This window comes from Desulfovibrio sp. Huiquan2017, from assembly GCF_017351175.1.
In the GTDB taxonomy this organism is placed as follows: domain Bacteria; phylum Desulfobacterota; class Desulfovibrionia; order Desulfovibrionales; family Desulfovibrionaceae; genus Pseudodesulfovibrio.
On sequence record NZ_JAFMPN010000010.1, the window covers coordinates 59,027 to 77,759 of the forward strand.

Consider the following 18,733-nt stretch of genomic DNA (forward strand, 5'->3'; position numbering starts at 1 on the left):
TCCGCACGGGGGCAACGCATGAGCTGCAAGGGACATCACCCCGAACGCATGTGCGTGGTTTGCCGCGAACGGTTTCCCAAAGAGGAGCTGACGCGGTTCGTGCCCCCGGAGGAGACGAATGAGCCGGACTTCCGTCCGGTACCGGACCCGGCCATGACCCGGCCGGGACGTGGATATTACGTATGCGACCAGGCCCGGTGCAGGGAGCGATTTCCCAAAATGATCGCTGGCCTGATGAAGAAACGTGCGAGGTGATTAGATGACGGCAAAGGTTCGGGTAGAAGACTTGGCTGCTGAGCTTGGTCTCAGCAACAAGGAGATCATTCAGCAGCTTCGTGAGATCGGCGTTCAGGCGAAAAGCCAGAAGACCGTCGTGGAAGACGAAGATGTGGACCGCCTCAAGGCGGAATTGAAAAAGGGCGGCAGCGGCCGAAAAGAGGTCCGCCGCGTGGGTGAGTCCGGCGTCATTATCCGGCGCAGGCGCAAAAAGGCCAAGTCCCCCAAGGAGGAGGCCGTGACCCTCGAGGTCGACGAGTCGGCCGAGGAGCCCGAGGAGTTCGTCCCGGAGACCGGTGCGCCCGAAGCCGTCGAGGCCGCGCCCGCCGGGAAGGAGACCGAGGAGCCCGTCGCCACGCCCGTTGAGGAGCCCGCCCCCAAGGCGGCCCCGCGCAAGGCTGCGCCCAAGGTCAGAATCATCAAGCCCGCCGTTGAGGAGCCCGTCGAGGCTCCCGAACCGGTAGCAGCCGAGGTCGAACAGGCCCCGGCCGCTGAAGCCGTGGCGAAAGAGGCCGCCCCCGAACCCGCGCCTGCCGAAGCCCAGCCCGAGCCTGAAACCGCACCTGAAGCCGTTTCCGAAGCCGAAGCCCCGATCGCTGAAAAAGCGGCTCCCGAAGAGACGGATGAAAAGCCCGCCCGCGAGGAATCCGCAGCCGCTCCCGAAGCGGAAGACACGGCGGAAAAAGGCGAACCCCGCAAAAAGAAAAAGAAGAAGCGCGAGCCCGAGGCCCCCAAGGTCAAGATCATCTCCATGCCCACCGAGGCCGAGGTGCAGGCCCGCGAAGCAGCCAAGCTGGCCCAGCCCGAACGCCATCCCGGCGGACGCCCCACCGGCGCACGCCCGGCTGGTGGCCGCCCCGCCGGCGGTCGCCCTGCCGGTGGCCGCCCCGTCGGACGCCCCGGTGCAGCGCCCGGTTCCAACAGCCCCGTGCCGGATCCGGCGGCTGGTGACGGCCGCAGCAAGAAGAAAAAGGGCAAGAAGGACCGCCGCGTGGTGGAATTCTCCACCGAAGGCGGTCAGGATCATACCAACAAGCTGTACAACGATTCCAACTTCCCGGCGGGCCGCAAGGGCCGCAAGAAGAAGGGGCGCCGCGGACAGCAGTCCATGATGCAGCAGGAACAGCTCCAGGCGCAGCCCATGAAGGCGGCCAAGCGCAAGATCAAATTCGACGAGGCTATCCGGTTGTCCGACATGGCCCATCAGATGAGCGTCAAGGCCCAGGATCTGATCAAGACCCTGTTCGGCCTCGGCGTCATGGCGACCATCAACCAGTCGCTCGACCTGGACACCGCCTCCCTGTTGGCCGGCGAGTTCGGTTACGAGGTGGAAAACGTTTCCTTCGACGAGCAGGAATTCCTCATCCCCACCCAGGTGGACAAGGACGAGGACCTCAAGCCGCGTCCTCCGGTAGTGACCATCATGGGTCACGTCGATCACGGCAAGACCTCCCTGCTCGACGCCATCCGCATGTCCCACGTGACCGAGGGCGAAGCGGGCGGCATCACCCAGCACATCGGCGCCTACCACGTGCAGACCGACCGGGGCGAGGTCGTCTTCCTGGACACCCCGGGCCACGAGGCGTTCACGACCATGCGCATGCGCGGCGCCCAGGTGACCGACATCGTCATCCTGGTGGTCGCCGCCGACGACGGCGTTATGGACCAGACCCGCGAGGCCATCTCCCACTCCAAGGCGGCGGGCGTGCCCATCGTCGTGGCCGTGAACAAGATGGACAAGGAAGGGGCCAACCCGGACAACGTCAAGCGCGAGCTGGCCGAACTCGGCCTGGCTCCCGAGGACTGGGGCGGCGACACCATCTTCGCCCACGTCTCGGCCAAGAAGAAGGAAGGCATCGACGAATTGCTCGAAATGGTCCTGCTCCAGGCCGAGGTCATGGAACTCAAGGCCAACCCGGACAAGCACGCCCGCGGCCACATCGTCGAGGCGCGCCTGGACAAGGGACGCGGCCCGGTGGGCACCATGCTCATCAGCGAAGGCACCCTCAACCAGGGCGACAGCTTCGTGTCCGGCATCCACTTCGGCAAGGTCCGGGCCATGTTCAACGACCAGGGCAAGAAAATCAAATCCGCCGGACCGGCCATGCCCGTGGAAATTCAGGGCTTTGACGGCCTGCCCGAGGCCGGTGACGAGTTGTTCGTGGTGGACGACGAAAAGGTCGCCCGCCGTATCGCCCAGTCCCGCGCCATGAAGCAGCGCGAGAAGGTCCTGTCCGCCAAGACCAAGGTCACCCTGGAATCCTTCCTGGCCTCCAAGCCCAACGACGAGGCCCAGACCCTGAACCTGGTGCTCAAGGCCGACGTGCAGGGTTCGCTGGAAGCCGTGACCGAGGCCCTGAACAAGCTGTCCACGGACGAGGTCAAGATCAGCGTCGTCCACGGCGGCGCGGGCGCCATCACCGAGTCCGACATCCTTCTGGCGGGTGCCTCCGAAGCGATCATCATCGGCTTCAACGTGCGCCCGAACCTGAAGGTCAAGCAGATCGCCGAGCAGGAAGGCGTGGAAATCCGCTTCTACGACATCATCTACAAGCTGGTGCAGGAAGTGAAGGACGCCATGAGCGGCATGCTCACCCCGGACATCGAGGAAGTCTATCTGGGGCAGGCCGAGGTGCGCGCCACCTTCAGCGTGCCCAAGGTCGGCGTGATCGCAGGCTGCTTCGTGGCCGACGGCAAGATCACCCGCAACGCCAAGGCGCGTCTGCTGCGCGACGGCGTGGTCATCTACACCGGCCAGGTCGCGTCCCTGCGCCGCGAAAAGGACGACGTCCGCGAAGTGGCCAAGGGCTACGAATGCGGCATCGGCCTGGAGAAGTTCAACGACGTCAAGGTCGGCGATTCCATTGAAGTCTTCGAGACCAAGGAAGTCGCCCGCACCATCGACTAGCGCAACGGATCGAAAATCGCGGGCGGCTCATTGGACAATGGGCCGCCCGTGTTTATTTTTAAGGGGACCGGCATGATCATCGGCGTGCTCCACCTCGAATTCAGGCTCCACGGCAACCGCTCCCTCAAGGGCAAACGCAAAGTATCCCTGAGCCTGAAGCAGAAGCTGCGAAACAAGTTCAATGTTTCCGTTGCCGAAGTGGACGCCCTCGACGTACATGACAAGCTGGTCCTGGCCGTGGTGACCGCGGCCAATGAATCGACCCGAGTGGAGAGCACCCTGTCCAGGGCCCTGGCCATGGTCGAGGCCATCTCCCCGGCGGAATTGACCCGCTGCAACACAGAAATTTTTTCGGATTCCGACTAGAGGATACGGTTATGAAAGCTTCCACTTCCCGACGCGCCGTGCGCATGGGCGACCAGATCCTGCGCGAGGTCGGCACCCTCCTCGTGGAGGAGGCCGCGGACCCGCGCCTGAACCTCGTCACCCTGTCCGGGGTTCGCATGAACTCCAACCTGCGCATCGCCGAGATCTTTTACACGGTGTCCGGCGACGCCGAGCACCGCAAGGAAGTCCAGGAAGGCCTGGAAAAGGCTACCGGCTTCCTGCGTTCGCGGCTCGGGCGTATTCTCAAGCTGCAATACACCCCCGAACTGCGCTTCCAGTTCGACGAATTTCTTGAGGACGTGGTCTATGGAAAGTCCCATCCGACGGATTAGCGAAATCATCGCGGGGCATGACGAATTCCTGATCGCCTCACACTATAGCCCAGACGGGGACGCCATCGGGTCCATCTGCGCCCTAGGCCACATCCTGGTCTCTCTGGGTAAAAGGGTCTCGCTGTACAACCCGTCTGGCATGCCCTCGCGCTACGCCTTCATCGGCCTGCCCGCCCCCATAAAGCGCGAGTTGCCCGCCGCCCTGCCCCCCTGGACCTTCGTCCTGGACTGCGGCAGCCGGGAGCGCATGGGGGAAGCACTGGCCACCCGCTCAAGCGAGACCGCGTTCGTCAACATCGACCACCACCTAGGCAACGACGAGTTCGGCGCAGTCAACTGGGTGGACGCGAAACAGCCCTCCGTGGGCAGCATGGTCGCCCTGCTCGCCGATGCGCTCGACGTGCCTCTGACCGGTCCCCTGGCCGAGTGCATCTATTTGTCCGTGGCCACGGACACCGGTTTCTTCACCTACGGCAACACCACTCCGGAATCCCTGGAGCTGGCCGCCGCGATGCTCCGCAACGGGCTCGACATAGCCCTCATGAACGAGCGCATCACCAAGCAGTGGTCCGAGAACCGCATGCGCCTCTGGACCGAAGCCATGGCCGCCATGGAGCTGTTCCTGGACAAACGCGTCAGCGCCACGGTGATCACCCGGGAAATGTTCGCGCGCACGGGTACGACCAACGCGGACACCGAGAACCTGATCAATTTCCTGCGGCGGTTGAAGACCGTTCGCGTGGCCGCCGTCCTGCGCGAGGAAGGTCCGGACCTGTACAAGTTCAGCCTGCGCTCTTACGGCGACGACAACGTCCAGAAGGTAGCCGCCCGATTCGGCGGCGGCGGGCACAAAAACGCGGCGGGCGGGTCCATCCAGGCTCCCCTGGCCGAAGCCAAGGCGCGGCTCATACAGGCCGTGGCCGACCAGTTGGAGATCGACTAGATGGGCCGACGACGCAACCAGCGCAGCCCGTTCCAGCTCGACGGCCTGCTGATCCTGAACAAACCTTCCGGGCCCACCTCGGCCGCCTGCCTGAACGACATCAAGCACCGCCTCAAGCAGTACAAGATCGGCCACGGCGGCACCCTGGACCCCATGGCCGAAGGCGTGCTTCTGGTCCTGCTCGGCAACGGCACCAAGCTCGCGCCATACCTGACCGGCGGAACCAAGACCTATTCCGGTACATTTCGTCTCGGAATAACCACCGATACGCTTGATATCCAAGGGGAAGTCCTCAAGGAAAGCCCGGTGGACGCCTCGCCCGACGATGTCGAACGCGAAATTTTATATTGGAAAGAGTTGACAGAGCAGGAGGTTCCTGCCTATTCGGCTGCCAAACACCAGGGCAAGCCGCTGTACGCCTTGGCTCGCGAGGGCCTGGAAACACCGGTCAAAATAAAGCCCATTGTTGTTTCTCATGTGGAAATGCTGGACGTGAATCCGCCCGAGGCGGCATTCAGGGTCAGTTGTTCCGCGGGCACCTACATACGATCCCTGGTCCACAGCTTGGGGACGCGAATGGGGTGCGGCGCGGCACTGACCAGCCTGGTCAGGGAAGCCAGCGAGCCGTTTCGGCTCGAACAGGCCTTTGACCTGGAGGACGTCCTGGAGCATCCGGAATTGTTTCCGGAACGGGTGATTCCGCTACGGGACACCCTGCCTCATTGGCCGAGGTTTCGGTTGACCGAACCGCTGGCCGGGCTCGTCATGAACGGGTCCTGGCTGCCGGTGGCCGACCAACCCGGCGCCCTGCTGGCGGGCAAACTCGGCGACCAGGCCATGCTGCTTGGTCCCGATGAAGCGCCCCTGGCATTGGTGGAGGCCAAGCTTCAAGACGGCAAGCCCCGATGGGCCATTCTCCGGGGACTCTGGAACCGGGACTGAACCGCCGAGACAACACGTCCGGCAAAACGATACAAGCAACATCCAACTTAGGAGGATATCGCTGTGGTCATGACTGCTGAAGAAAAACAGAAGATCATCGACGAGTACAAGACCTGTGAAGGCGACACCGGGTCCCCCGAGGTCCAGGTCGCGCTGTTGACCGCGCGCATCACCTACCTGGCCGAGCACTTCAAGACCCATAAGAAGGACCACCACTCCCGCACCGGCCTGCTGAAGCTGGTCGGCCAGCGCAGGAAACTGCTCAAGTACCTGCAAAACAAGGACATCCAGCGCTACCGCGACCTCATCGGCCGCCTTGGTCTGCGCAAGTAGTTCTTTGAAGAATTGATGTTCGGGGGAGGGTAACACCTCCCCCGTCACGTACGTCACTTTCTGCGTCGGAGCCGTCTTTTCAGACCCCGCTCCGAATCCTCACGCACAGTTTAGTTGGCTGCGGAAGGCGTTTTTGGGACCGACGGGTTCCATTGCCCCAAAAGCTCCTCCCCAAGCCGGCTAACCCCACCCGAGGGATAATCGCAGAAAGTGATTCACCCTTATTGCCTTGCCCCGCAAGGCAGGAGAATCTCTATGACGATGATTCCTTTCAGCGCCACCAGCGTAACAGCCAAGGTCGGCGATCTCGACATCACCATTGAAACCGGGAAATACGCCCGCCAGGCCTCGGGCGCCGTGACCATTTCGTCCGGCGACACCACCGTGCTGGTCACGGCCGTGACCCAGCCCCTGGCCGAAGACCGGGGCTTCTTCCCCCTGACCTGCAACTATCAAGAAATGGCCTACGCCGCCGGCCGCGTGCCGGGCAACTACTTCCGCCGCGAAGTGGGCCGTCCGTCCGAGCGCGAGACCCTGGTCTCCCGGCTCATCGACCGTCCCATCCGGCCCCTGTTCGCCAAGGGCTTCTCCGATGAGGTCCAGATCATCGCCACGGTCCTGTCCGCCGACAAGCACGTCAATCCGGACGTCCTGGCCCTGACCGGCGCTTCCGCCGCCTGCCACATCTCCAAGATGCCCTTCCTCGGCCCCATCGTCGGCGCCCGCGTGGGCTACGTGGACGGCCAGTTCGTCCTCTACCCCTCCTATAAGGGCATTGAGGAGCGCTCCTCCCTGAACCTGATCTTCGCGGCCACCCGCGACGCCATGGTCATGGTTGAAGGCGGCGGCGACTTCGTCTCCGAAGATCTGGTGGCCGACGCCCTGGCCTGGGGCCACGAGCAGGTCCGTCCGCTTTTCGATATCCAGGACGAGCTGCGCGAAAAGGTCGGCGTGCCCAAGATCGAGGTCACCCCGCCTCATCACGACGAGGAAGTGGCCGAATACCTGGGCGAGCTCCTCACCGACGACCTCAAGAAGGCCCTGACGACCCCCGAGAAGATGGTCCGCTACGCCGCCAAGGACGCCGCCAAGAAAAAGGCCAAGGAAGCCGTGGCCGAGAAGTTCCCCGACGATCCGGCCAAGCTGGCCGCCGTGGACGATGTCGTCGGCGACATGACCAAGAAAATCGTGCGTGAGCGCATCGTCAAGGAAGGACTGCGCATCGACGGCCGCGACACCTCGACCGTCCGCCCGCTGTCCATCGAAGTCGGCGTGCTCCAGCAGACCCACGGTTCCGCCCTGTTCCGTCGCGGCGAGACCTGCTCCCTGGCCACCGCCACCCTGGGCTCCACCCGGGACGAGCAGCGCTACGACTCCTTGCTCGGCGACGCCACCAAACGGTTCATGCTGCACTACAATTTCCCGCCCTACTGCGTCGGTGAAGCCCGCATGCTGCGCGGCCCCTCCCGCCGCGAGGTCGGTCACGGCGCTCTGGCCGAACGGGCTCTGACCCCGGTCATCCCCAATCCGGAGACCTTCCCGTTCACCATCCGCGTGGTCTCCGAGATCATGGAGTCCAACGGCTCCTCGTCCATGGCCAGCGTATGCGGCGCGACCCTGTCCCTGATGGATGCGGGCGTGCCCATCTCCGCCCCCGTGGCCGGTATCGCCATGGGCCTGTGCAAGGAAGGCGACCAGTACTTCGTTCTGACCGACATTCTCGGCGACGAGGACGCGCTGGGCGACATGGACTTCAAGGTCGCGGGTACCCGCGACGGCATCACCGCCATCCAGATGGACATCAAGATCGCGGGCATCCCGCAAGAGGTCCTCAAGAAGGCGTTGCAGCAGGCCAAGGAAGCACGCACCCACATCCTCGACCACATGACCGAGGTACTGGAAACCCCGCGCTCCGAACTGTCCACTCTGGCACCGCAGATGGACGTGGTCTACATTGATCCCGAGAAGATCCGTTCCGTCATCGGACCCGGCGGCAAGAACATCAAGGCCATCACCGCTGAGACCGAAGCGGACATCGACATCGAGGATTCCGGCAAGATTTCCATCTTCGCCCCGACCCTGGCGTCCATGGAAAAGGCCAAGGAAATGGTCCTCTACTACGACCAGAAGCCCGAACCCGGCAAGAACTACAAGGGCGTGGTGCGCAAGATTCTCGAAGTCGGTGCGCTGGTCGAGATCCTGCCCGGCCAGGAAGGTATGCTGCACATATCCCAGCTCGACTTCGACCGTGTGGAGCGTGTGGAAGACGTGGTCCAGCTCGGCCAGGAAGTCATGGTCAAGTGCATCTCGCTGGAGCCCGGTGGACGCATCCGCCTGTCCCGCAAGGCATGGCTCATGGAAGAAGCCGGCCAGGAAGTCAACCTGGACGAATTCAAGCGCCCTGCTCCGCGCGGCGGCGACCGTGACCGCGGCGGACGCCGCGACAGCCGCGACAGCCGTGGCGGACGCGGACGCGACCGTCGCTAAGCCCATCCCAATGTAACTGAAACGCCCTGTCCGGCTACCGCCGGACAGGGCGTTTTTCTTGCCGCCGCCAACCGAAAGGCCTCCTTCGAGAACGTTCCTGCCCTTCCTGCACCGCCGTTCTCATCGTTTCGCGGGGGTTGTGGGCGTATGGCCAGGGTGATATCTTGAGCAGTGAATGGGAGAAAGCGATGAGTAAAATCGTCATTTATGGCAAATCGACATGCCCGCACACCAAGCGGGCCCTGGCCGCCCATCCGGAGGCGCGCTTCGTGGACATCCTGGCCTCGGAAGCCAACATGGAAGAGATGCTCAGGCTCTCCGGCGGACAGCGACGCATCCCGGTCATCGTCGAAGAGGGCAAGGCCTGCGTGGGCTTCAAGCGAGGCTCCTGACACGTCTGATCCCGGCAGGTTGCCGGGCCGCGAAAAAAGGCCATCCATCCGGATGGCCTTTTGCTTCGCCCTGCCCGGCGGGCATGGACCGGCCGGTTAGCGGACCAGCACTCCCGCGTAGCCCACCACCTGCTCAAAATCGCCGGAGGCCTCGCCCGAGGTGGCGTAGGCAACCAGTTCGGCGTGGGTCGCGCCGAGTTCCCTGGCCGCATACAGCCCAGCGGTCATGGGCAGGACCCCGCACATGGTGATGCCCTGGGAGCGCACGGTCTCGTAGAGCTTGGCCGGTTCCAGCGTCATCACCGGCTCCAGGGCCATACCGTCCATCTTCCGGGCATTTTCGTGGGATATGTAGTGGCTCATGTCCGAGCTGACCACCAAGGACACGGGTTCGGGGAAATCCGCCAGCACCTTGCCCATGGCCCGTCCCACCCGTTCCAGGGACTCCAGGCCGGGCAAGGAGACGCAGACGGGCACAATGGTCGTGTCCGGGTTGAGTCGATGCAGAAACGGCAAGACCACCTCCAGGGAATGCTCGCCCATATGCGCGGCCGTGTCCGCCTTGATGCCCGGATCGGCGGCCAGCAGCGCTTCGGCCAGCGCGGTGTTCACGGCCAGAGAGCCGCCGGGGACAAGCCAAGCCCCGTCAGGCCATAGGGCGAACCGTTCGCCCCGCCCCGTATGGTTGGGGCCGAGCAACACCACGATGGACGCGAGATTGGCCGCGCCCAAGGTGCGGCCGCAGACCTCCCCGGAAAAAACGTACCCGGCATGGGGGACCATAGCCAGCAGAGTCGGTTCTTGCTGCCGCTTCCCGGCCAAGCTGAGAAAACCGTCCACCACGGCGTGCAACCTATCAGGACGCGCATCGTAAAACCGTCCGGCAACGATGGGATGTCTATCCATATTGTCACCTCTCCAAACAAATGTTGCAGAATTCCACACCCCCCGTTTAGCACACTATCGGGCACAACCAAACCCGCAAGACGGAAAAAAAGCGGAGGAAACGGACCATACAGGAAAGGGCCGAAACCCTACCCGGGATTGGGGGCGTACTGACTGGCCTTCTGTTCGAGGTCGTAGGTCTCCAGGGCGGACTTGGCGAGTTGGGCCTGAAGGGAGTCAGGCTTCTTGTCGATGATGTCCTGCAAAAGCTGCTTCCATTCATCCATGGCCCCGGCCTTGCGGTAGATACGGGCGAGCTTGAACCGGGTGGAGGCCCATTCCGGATTGTCCACCGAGATATACTTGTCGTACTCCTTGGCCCATTTGAGCGCCTCCTCGTAGCGGCCGGACCGCTCGGTGGCGTAGATGGACATGAGCACGGCGTCCTTGATCTTCTCGGGATCGCCATTGGTCTGCAACAACAGGGACAGAGCCTCCTGCGAATAGACGAAGACACGGCGCAGGTCCTGACGCTCCATGGCGTCCTTGGCCATGTAGTACATGGCGTAGGCGCGGAAGGCCGGGTCCACGGTGGTGTCCTTGGCCAGGTCGGCCCACAGGGTCACGGCCCGCTTGTCGTCGCCCAGATTCTGCAAGGCCATGGCCCGGGCGTATTGAAGCTGACGCTCCTGCTCGGGCTTGAGCTTCCAATGCTTGGAAGCCATGGAAACCAAGTCCGAAATGTCCTGCCAGGCGAGTTGATCGAGATAGATGTTCACGGCCAGCCCCAGGGCTTGGTCCGAGACGCCGGGAATCTGTTTCTCGACCAGGTACGGCTTAAGCATCTCCAAGGCCTTGTCCGGCTGGCCGATCTTCCAGTAGCTGGTGGCGATGGCGAGCTTGGTGGCGTCGTCAACCTTGGAGTCCTTCTTGCCGATGAAATCGTAGGTCTCCCAGTAGCGGATGATGCGACCGTAACGCTGTTCGGCCAGCATGCCGGGCACGGCACGGACAAAGACCGAGTCGCCCAGGGTCCGGGCTTTTTCCACCAGAGGGCTGTCAGGGTACTTCTCGATGAGGTCCTGGGCTGCGGTCAGCGCTTCGGGATATTTTTTGTTGAAGGCGTACCACATGGCCAGCTTGAGCTGGGCGATGGGCGCCAGCGGGCTATCCGGATGCTGCGAAACGATCTCGGTATAAACCCGCTTGGGGTTGAGGTTGTACGGGCGGTTGAAGACATCGACCATCTCGTTCATGGCCGGATCGTCGTAAATGCCCTCCTCGGCCAGACGCATCTTGGCGATGAGCCCACCCTCCTTGTCCGGATAGTCCTTGGCCGCCTTTTCATAGACCTGCTTGGCCGCGTCCTTCTCGTTCTTGCGCAGATAGATATCCCCGATGCGGGCCAGGACCACGTCCGCGCCGTCCGCTTCGGGATTCAGGTTGTAGTAGGTGAAATAGTGGTTCTTGGCCTGGTCCCACTTCTTGAGCTGCATCTCCACGCCACCCGCCAACCGCAGAAAGTCCATGTTCTCCATGTAGTAATCGGGCCAGCGTTTGTCGATGTAGTCCACGATCTGGTAGGCTTGGTCCAGGTAGCCCAGGCGGTTCAGGGAATCCGCCAGATAGTAGGCGGCCTGCTTGGCCAACTGGTGCTCGGGGTAGGTCTGGATGAGATATTGGAACTGATCGGCGGCCTTCTTGTAGTCGCCCTTGCGGTACCAGTATTCGCCCCAATAATAGCTGATGGACGGAATATTGTCGTCGTCCGGGTACTTGTCCTGCAAAATCTTGAAATAGGCCCGGGCCTCGGGGAAGTTGCCCACCTGGAGGTTAAGCAGGCCGAGGTTGAGCAGGGCTCGCGGCACACGGCTGGAACGCAGGTTGGCGTTCATGGCCTGGATGTAAGCCTGGGCCACTTCGTCGAACTTGTTCGCCAGATCTTTGGAATCGAGCTGCTTCTTGATGTCGGCCACGGCATACAGGGTTTCCTCGCGTATGTCCTCCGGCAACTTAGGCTGCTTGAGGATGTCCTCGTACAACGGCAGCGCCTCTTCCAACGCACCGTTGAACATCAGGGACTGCGCCTCGTAGAGACTGTCGCGGAGGGCCTGGATGCGGGCCTTTTCCTTTTCGGCGGGCGACAACTCCTTCGCGGGCGCTCCTTCGGCGCCCGGCTGCACGTCGGCGGGCGCGGACGACTCGGCATCGGCCGTTTGTGCGGGCTGTTTCGGGGCCGGTTGGGCGGGTTGCTCCACGGCCGGAACGGGCGGCTCCGCAGGCGGGACGGGTTGCGTTGCCGTGGGGACCGGAGCGGGCGTCGCTTCGGGCGTGGCCGGAGGCGGCGAGACCGCACCACCGGCCTGTCCCGCGTCGGCCATCGGCGGCGGAGGCGGCGACACCGCACCACCCACCTGCCCCTGGCCCGATATTTCGGCCGGAGTCGGGGCCTCGGTTTTGCGCGTCTCGCCCGGCTCGGCCGACGGGGGCGGGCTCACGCTGCCGAGCACTTCGTTGCCGGGAGAGTCCTGCGCCGGGGCCGGAACTTCCGCAACCGGTTGCGGCTCGGCCCGAACAGGTTGCGGCGGCGGGGCCACGGTCTGACGCACGACCGGCTCAGCAGGAGAGCCAGTCTCGGGACGCGACCCGGGTTCGGCTGGCGCAACCACCGGGGAAGCGCCCCCCGCGTCACCGGCCAACTCCGCGAACTTCACGTCCTCGGCTGACTTGTTCACCGCCTTGAAACGCAACTCGCTGGCAGGCGGATAATCGCCGGTCACGGCACCGCCGGGGGCGGCTGGTGCCGGAGTTTCCGCGGCAGAGGTAGCAGTCCGGTCGCCGGGGGCTTGGACCTCGTCGCGCACGGAATAAGGCACGGCGAAAAACGGTTTGCGTCCGGCGGGCGGAGTCTCGGGAGGCAGATCCGTCTCGGACTGCACCGGGGCGGGCTGGTCTGGACGGACCGCGGACAGGTTGCGGGCCACGTCGGCGGCCGTGGGAGCTTTGGGCTCGGGCGCGGCGGCTTTGGCCACGGGCGTAGCGGCCCGGGATGGTGGGGTCTGCGTCGCGGCTGGTGCGGTCCGGGGAGCCTGAGCGGACCGGGCCGGAGGCGCGGCGGGCGACCGCCAGCGTGCGCCGATGGGATCGTTGTAGACCTGGAGAACAAATTCCGGTTTGCCCTGCTCGGGCACACGGATGTAGCCGAAAGCGTCGGTCGAGGTGGTGATCTCTACCCCGTTGTCCGTGACGGCCATAGCCTTGACCAGCTTGCCAGGAAAGCTTCGGGATTCAGGCCGGGATTCCCGGCCCCAAATGCCCATGGGCAGCAGGATCTTCATGGACGTTTTGCCCGTCCTGGCCACCGTTGATTGGGGTAATATGCTGGAATCAAAAGCGAAAACAATTTTGTCTGAGTCACCCTGAGAAGAAAAGTCCACCCTCAGGGCTTGGGCGGGGTCAACCAAGACCAGTCCCAAGACAAGGGCGGCCGCCAGGGGCCAGGCTATGCTTTTGACATATTTCACAGTCACGGCAAGCAGTTATGCAATTGTCGTGCTACCCGTAAAACGGGCAGCTCTTGCCCTACTCCGCAAGTTACAACAAATCCCTTTTTTTCAGCTTCTCGATGAGGGTGGTCCGCTTGATGCCGACCAGTTCGGCGGCCTTGTTCTTGACCCCTTCGGCCTGCTCCAGGGCCTCGGCCAACAGGCGGCCCTCGATGGCCTCCAAAAATTCCTTGAGCTTCAAATCCTTGTCGCGCATGTCCTTGAGCGACGGCCAGGCGAACCCGACCGGGCGCATGGGCACGACCTTCTCCTCCCGCCGAAGCGGCTTCTCCCCGATGTCCGTGAAAATCTTCTCCGGCAAATCCTCGGGTTCCACTTCACAGCCGTCACACAGGATGGCCAGCCGCTCCATGAAATTCTCCAGCTCGCGCACATTGCCGGGCCAGGAATAGGTCAGGAGCATCTCGCGCGCCTTCTCGGACAGAGTCAACGGCTTGCGCGCCTTGTCGCCGCAGTGACGGGTCAGGAAATGTTCGGCCAGCAGCAGAATGTCCATGCCGCGCTCGCGCAGGGGCGGCAGGGTCATGGGAATGACGTTGAGGCGATAGAACAGGTCCTCGCGGAAGCGGCCCGAAGCCACCTCACCCTCCAGGTCCCGGTTGGTGGCCGCCACTACCCGCACGTCCACCTTCTTGATGGAGGTGCCGCCCACCCGCTCGATCTCCTTCTCCTGCAAGGCGCGCAGGATCTTCACCTGGAGCGAAAGGTCCATCTCCCCGATTTCGTCCAGAAAAATAGTGCCGCCGTCGGCCAGTTCGAACCGACCGGGCCGGGAGCGGATGGCGTGGGTGAATGCGCCCTTCTCATGCCCGAACAACTCGGATTCAAGCAATTCGCGCGGGATCGCCCCGCAGTTGATGGGCACGAACGGCATCTCGTGGCGCTCGCTGTTGCGGTGCAGCGCCCGGACCAGCAACTCCTTGCCAGTCCCGGACTCGCCCGTGACCAACACCGTGCTGTCCGTGGGCGCAACCTTGCCCAGCACCTTGAACACCTTGGCCAAGACCGGACTGTTTCCGATGATGCCGTCAAGATTGAGCGACATTTTTCCTCCCAATGCACATGGATACGCTACCAGCGGGACCCATTGCCCCGCAGCCATATCATTACTATACATCTTCTCTGTCAATTTACTGACAGCATGTCAACGACTATAACCCCTTCACAAGAAGAAATTCTGGAAAATCACCCCCCTGCCCGTGAGCTGGAAAGGGAAGCCTCCGGCGGCCGGGGCGCTGCCCCGGACCCCGCTCAAGACCCTCTTGAAAGAGGTTCTTGAGAATCTCCAGAACTTCTTGTCGCCGCTTCGCGGAAGCCACGCGTTCGCACGCTCCGTGCTTCCTTCCGATCACATAACTCCCCGTAAAAAAATAAGCCTCTTCGCGAAGCGGCACCAAAAACAGTAAGGAGGATGGGGGCTGGGGGAAGGAGGCAAAAAAAAGGGCGCCGCATCAGCGGCGCCCTTTTCGACTATCCTCGTTTCCCAATCACAAGCGGCGGATGATTTCCTTGGCCGGGATGAGGGCGGTGGCGGCGGCACCGACGATGTTCCCGGCCACGCCGGGTCCGTCACCGGCCACGAAGAGGCCGTCCACGCTGGTTTCGAGATGCTCCCGGGTATCGACCTGGGTGGCGAAGAACTTGATTTCCGGCGCGTAGAGCAGGGTCTCGTCATTGGACACGCCCGGGACAACATTGTTGAGCTGTTCGAGGCCGTCCATGAGGTTGGTCAGGATACGCTCGGGCAGGGCCATGGCGATGTCGCCGGGAACCACGTTGCGCAGGGTCGGCTCGATGTAGCCGCTGCCGATGCGGTCCCAGGTGGACCGACGGCCCCGACGCAGGTCGCCGAACCGCTGGAGAATGGGCTTGCCCCCGCCGATGAGGGTGGCCAGGCGGCCGATAGACTCGCCGTAGGCTTGGTTGTCCTCCACCGGATCGTTGAGCACCACCCTGGACAGGAAGGCGAAATTGGTGTTGTCGGACTTCTTGTGCATAAGCGCATGGCCGTTGACGCAGACGAAGTCCTGGTAGTTTTCGAGGGCCACGTAGCCGCCGTAATTGGTGCAGAAGGTCCGGGTCTGATCGTCGTACTTGTTCGTGCGCACGAAGAAGGTCGGGTCGTAGATGACCGAGCAGAGGTCCTGCATGATCTCGTTGTGCACTTCCACGCGCACGCCCACTTCGATGCCCCGCTGCGACACTTGGATGCCGTGCTTGCGCACCTCTTGGGCGACCCATTCCGCGCCCACCCGGCCGGGGGCGAGGATGACGTTCCGGGCGGTGTACTCGTGCCGGTCGGTGATCACGCCCGCAACCTTGCCCTTGTTCACGACCACGTCGGTGACGGTCTCGGAGGTATGGAAAACCACACCCTTGTCGCGAATGTGATCGGCCATGCCCGCGATATGCCCGGGCAGATTGTCGCTGCCCAGATGCTTCTGCTTGATGACCAGCAGGTCGATGCCGTGCTTGCGGGCCTCTTTACGAATCTGCTTGGCCGTCTCCATATCGGTCGGGAAGACCTTTCCATCCATATTGAATTTATTAAATATCGCCTCGGTTTCATCAATGAGTCGAAGGGCTTCCGAGGTGCCCACGAACTGGGTCAGGTCAGTCTTGCCGAGTTTATGGATGTAGTTGAGCTTGCCGTCGGAGAACAGCCCGGCCCCGCCCACGCCGCACAGGATGTTGCACGGGCGGCACTTGACGCACCCCTGGTCCCCGGAAATGGGACAGTTGCGCTTGAGGGAGCGCTTGCCCTTGTCGATGAGCAGCACGCTCAGATCGGAATGCTCGCTCAAATAATAAGCGGCGAACAGCCCGGCCGGGCCCGCGCCCACAATAATGACGTCGTAATCGGTATTCACGGTCTTGGTCATGAGTTCTCCTCGTCTGTCGCAAGTATGGCCCGTACCGGCAGCTCCCCCGCAAAAAGGGGACGCGCACAGACGGGCCATAGTAGACCGTAAGACATGAATCGAGGGGATGTCAAGGCGGGGAACCCTGCGAAACGGCGGCACGCCGAACGGCCGCTTACGCGGCGTCAGGCGATCATGTTCAGCAGGTGGCCGGTCATCTCCTCCGCCGCGCGGATGAAGGTGGTGTTGGCCTCGAAGGCGCGGCTAGTGATGGTCATATCGACCATCTCGCGGCCGATATCGGTGTTGGAGGTCTCCACGCCGTTGACCATGGAACCGGGCGTGGTGGACTGATTGATAGCCGCCACCTCGACGCCCTGGTCCCCCGGGCCGGACTCAAGCGCCACCGACGAAGACTTGAAGCCGTCGGTGTTCACGTTGGCGATGTTGTTGGCCGTGACCTCCTGCACCGTGGACAGTGCGGTCAGGGCCGAAATGTTGGCGTCGGACATGGGTGATCACCCCCTCTCGGGGTTGGGGAAGCTACCGGAAACCAGTATACCCGTTACGCGCCCGGGATGCAAACGGGTGGTCTCAGTAGAAACAGGTATCCCGCGCGGCGTGGCGCTCCGCCTGCCTGAAGCCGGAATCCTTGCCCATGGTCCAAAGGTAATCCCCCAGCTCCTTGGCCCAGAACGCGCCGGTGGACAGCCGGACCACGGCCTCGGCGGCGCTCAGGGCCGCAGCCCGCAACAGCGCCTCTTCCCGGCCTGCCGGAAGCGGACGCCCTTCCGCAATGTCCCGTTCAAGGCCGGGGTCGAGCCGGAGGATACCCAGAGTCTTGAGCACACAGGGCAGGACATTGTCGCAGGCCACGGTGAAGGTCGTGACGTCGCTAAAATCCACATGATCCGCCAGTTCTCCGCCGAGCTTCTGGTACAGCTCGGCCACCGCTATCTGGGCCTTCTTGAGGAACAGGACCTCTCTGCCGCTGCCCAGGGAACGACGGTCGTCGAAAGCCGGGAATTGCCCGGCCAGAAGCTCGACCAGCCCGGCGGCGGACAACCGGCCACGCGCCGCGCGGTCGGCGATCATGTCGGCGAAGGACGGAAATCCCAGCTCGATGAGGCGGTTTCCCGTGGCGTGAGCCACCCGCAGGATCATGTCCCGGAGCGGATCGAGTTCACCCGCCGCCCCGCCGGAAGGGAAGCCGAACAAGGCATCCACAGCCGACGGAGTGAGGGCCGCCAAAGTCGCGGCATCAATCCCCCGCTCGCCGCAGGACGCGTGCAGTGCTTCAATCCCCCGCTTCATGGTCCGCCATGCTCCCTGCCCGCAGAGAGAGTGCAGAGGGTGACGATATCCGTGCCCGAAATTGAACAGGTGGAGGTTGAGATGAAAATTGGTCGCCGCGCGCACGCTTCCAAAGGCGATGGGCACCGCCATAAGGTGACTCGACCGCTTGACAGCCCGGATGTCCAAAGACCTGGTGAACGCCCGGAGGCGTTGCTCGTCGATCCGGACCGGACTGTCCGGGAGCGCGGCTGCCTCGTCGCAGGAACGACGCACGTTCTCCACCGTGGGGGGCACTCCCGTGCCTGCCGCCCTCTCAAGTTCGCGGTCCAGGTTGTCCATGGCCCTATCCGTCGCTCTCGATGACCGCAAACGCCGAGTGGTGGTGGATGGATTCGAAGGACTCCACTTCCACTTTATACCAGTGGACCTGCGGGTGTTCGTCCAGCCCCTTGGCGGCCTCGCGGACCACATCCTCGACAAAGGTCGGGTTGGCGAAGGCGGTCTCGGTGACGTATTTTTCGTCCTCGCGCTTGAGCAAAGAATAGACAGGGCAGGACCCGGCGCGCTCACCGATCTCGATGAGGTCCTCCAGCCAGAGAAAGCCGTCGAAGCGTGTCAGGATGCGGACCTCGGTCCGCTGGGAATGGGCGCCTTCGTCGGAGATAGCCTTGGAACAAGGGCAGACGGTCATGACCGGCACGTCCGCGCCCAAGGTAAAGGTCAGTTTGCCGTCCTTTAAATTGCCGTCAACCCGGCAGGTGTAGTCCATCATGCCGTTGGCCCGGGAAACCGGCGACTTGCGGCGCAGGAAATAGGGGAACACGAAGCGTAGATGGGCGCTGCGCGCCTGAAGACGCTCCACTATGTCGTCGAGCAGGGAACGGAAGGAGTTGTAGTCCAGTGTCCCTTCCCAGTTTTCAAGCGCCTCCACGAAGCGGCTCATGTGCGTGCCCTTGAATCGGGCGGGCAGGTCCACGGACATGGACACCTGCGCCACGGTGTGCTGGACCCCGGACTCGCGGTCGCGGACGATGATCGGCAATCGCAGCCCTTTGACGCCCACCCGGTCGATGGGCATGGCGATGGGGGCTTGGCTCTGCTGTACGTCTTCCATATTCTCTCCCT

16 protein-coding genes are annotated in these 18,733 nt (G+C 63.2%); 9 read left to right on the top strand and 7 right to left on the bottom strand.

The annotated features are described in order from the left end of the window. Positions 1-18 precede the first annotated feature (18 nt). The 9 genes from J0909_RS09830 (at position 19) to uxx1 (ending at position 9,000) form a co-directional block, all read left to right on the top strand. On the top strand, positions 19-255 hold the full coding sequence (locus J0909_RS09830; RefSeq protein WP_207262464.1) for a YlxR family protein: 237 nt from the start codon (positions 19-21) through the stop codon (positions 253-255). A gap of 4 nt (positions 256-259) precedes the next feature. After that, positions 260-3,184, top strand: coding sequence for a translation initiation factor IF-2 (gene infB, locus J0909_RS09835; protein WP_207262466.1), 2,925 nt, complete (start codon positions 260-262; stop codon positions 3,182-3,184). Positions 3,185-3,256: 72 nt separating this feature from the next. Then, positions 3,257-3,550 (top strand): DUF503 domain-containing protein, encoded by a 294-nt coding sequence (locus tag J0909_RS09840; protein ID WP_207262665.1) that lies wholly within the window; start codon positions 3,257-3,259, stop codon positions 3,548-3,550. Between the two features lie 11 nt (positions 3,551-3,561). Then, on the top strand, positions 3,562-3,903 hold the full coding sequence (rbfA, locus tag J0909_RS09845; protein WP_207262468.1) for a 30S ribosome-binding factor RbfA: 342 nt from the start codon (positions 3,562-3,564) through the stop codon (positions 3,901-3,903). Beyond that, complete coding sequence (locus J0909_RS09850) at positions 3,878-4,846, top strand: DHH family phosphoesterase (protein WP_207262470.1); 969 nt, start codon at positions 3,878-3,880, stop codon at positions 4,844-4,846. The genes rbfA and J0909_RS09850 overlap by 26 nt, the downstream gene beginning before the upstream one ends. Next, the gene (truB, locus tag J0909_RS09855; protein WP_207262471.1) at positions 4,847-5,788 is read left to right on the top strand and encodes a tRNA pseudouridine(55) synthase TruB; all 942 of its coding nucleotides are present in this window, start codon (positions 4,847-4,849) and stop codon (positions 5,786-5,788) included. A gap of 63 nt (positions 5,789-5,851) precedes the next feature. After that, entirely contained in the window at positions 5,852-6,121 is a 270-nt protein-coding gene (rpsO, locus tag J0909_RS09860; protein ID WP_207262472.1) for a 30S ribosomal protein S15, read from the top strand. Between the two features lie 255 nt (positions 6,122-6,376). After that, on the top strand, positions 6,377-8,608 hold the full coding sequence (pnp, locus tag J0909_RS09865) for a polyribonucleotide nucleotidyltransferase (RefSeq protein WP_207262473.1): 2,232 nt from the start codon (positions 6,377-6,379) through the stop codon (positions 8,606-8,608). 188 nt (positions 8,609-8,796) lie between these two features. Continuing rightward, complete coding sequence (gene uxx1 / locus J0909_RS09870) at positions 8,797-9,000, top strand: UXX-star selenoprotein family 1 (RefSeq protein WP_207262474.1); 204 nt, start codon at positions 8,797-8,799, stop codon at positions 8,998-9,000. Positions 9,001-9,096: 96 nt separating this feature from the next. Here uxx1 and amrB read toward each other — a convergent pair whose 3' ends face one another. The 7 genes from amrB to folE2 form a co-directional block, all read right to left on the bottom strand. Next, positions 9,097-9,906 carry an AmmeMemoRadiSam system protein B gene (gene amrB / locus J0909_RS09875; RefSeq protein ID WP_207262475.1) on the bottom strand — a complete coding sequence of 270 codons (810 nt, stop codon included), beginning with the start codon at positions 9,904-9,906 and terminating at the stop codon, positions 9,097-9,099. A gap of 128 nt (positions 9,907-10,034) precedes the next feature. Beyond that, positions 10,035-13,223, bottom strand: coding sequence for a tetratricopeptide repeat protein (locus tag J0909_RS09880; RefSeq protein WP_286181936.1), 3,189 nt, complete (start codon positions 13,221-13,223; stop codon positions 10,035-10,037). A gap of 256 nt (positions 13,224-13,479) precedes the next feature. Next, positions 13,480-14,496 (bottom strand): sigma-54 interaction domain-containing protein, encoded by a 1,017-nt coding sequence (locus J0909_RS09885; protein WP_207262476.1) that lies wholly within the window; start codon positions 14,494-14,496, stop codon positions 13,480-13,482. A 442-nt stretch (positions 14,497-14,938) separates the two neighbouring features. After that, the gene (locus tag J0909_RS09890; protein WP_207262477.1) at positions 14,939-16,333 is read right to left on the bottom strand and encodes an NAD(P)/FAD-dependent oxidoreductase; all 1,395 of its coding nucleotides are present in this window, start codon (positions 16,331-16,333) and stop codon (positions 14,939-14,941) included. Positions 16,334-16,497: 164 nt separating this feature from the next. Beyond that, a complete protein-coding gene (locus J0909_RS09895) occupies positions 16,498-16,824 on the bottom strand; it encodes a flagellar basal body rod protein FlgC (RefSeq protein ID WP_207262478.1) in 327 nt (108 codons plus the stop codon). Positions 16,825-16,906: 82 nt separating this feature from the next. Next, on the bottom strand, positions 16,907-17,947 hold the full coding sequence (locus J0909_RS09900; protein WP_207262480.1) for a queuosine salvage family protein: 1,041 nt from the start codon (positions 17,945-17,947) through the stop codon (positions 16,907-16,909). Between the two features lie 4 nt (positions 17,948-17,951). Continuing rightward, positions 17,952-18,722: a GTP cyclohydrolase FolE2 gene (folE2, locus tag J0909_RS09905; protein WP_207262482.1), complete on the bottom strand. Its 771-nt coding sequence runs from the start codon at positions 18,720-18,722 to the stop codon at positions 17,952-17,954. Positions 18,723-18,733 lie beyond the last annotated feature (11 nt).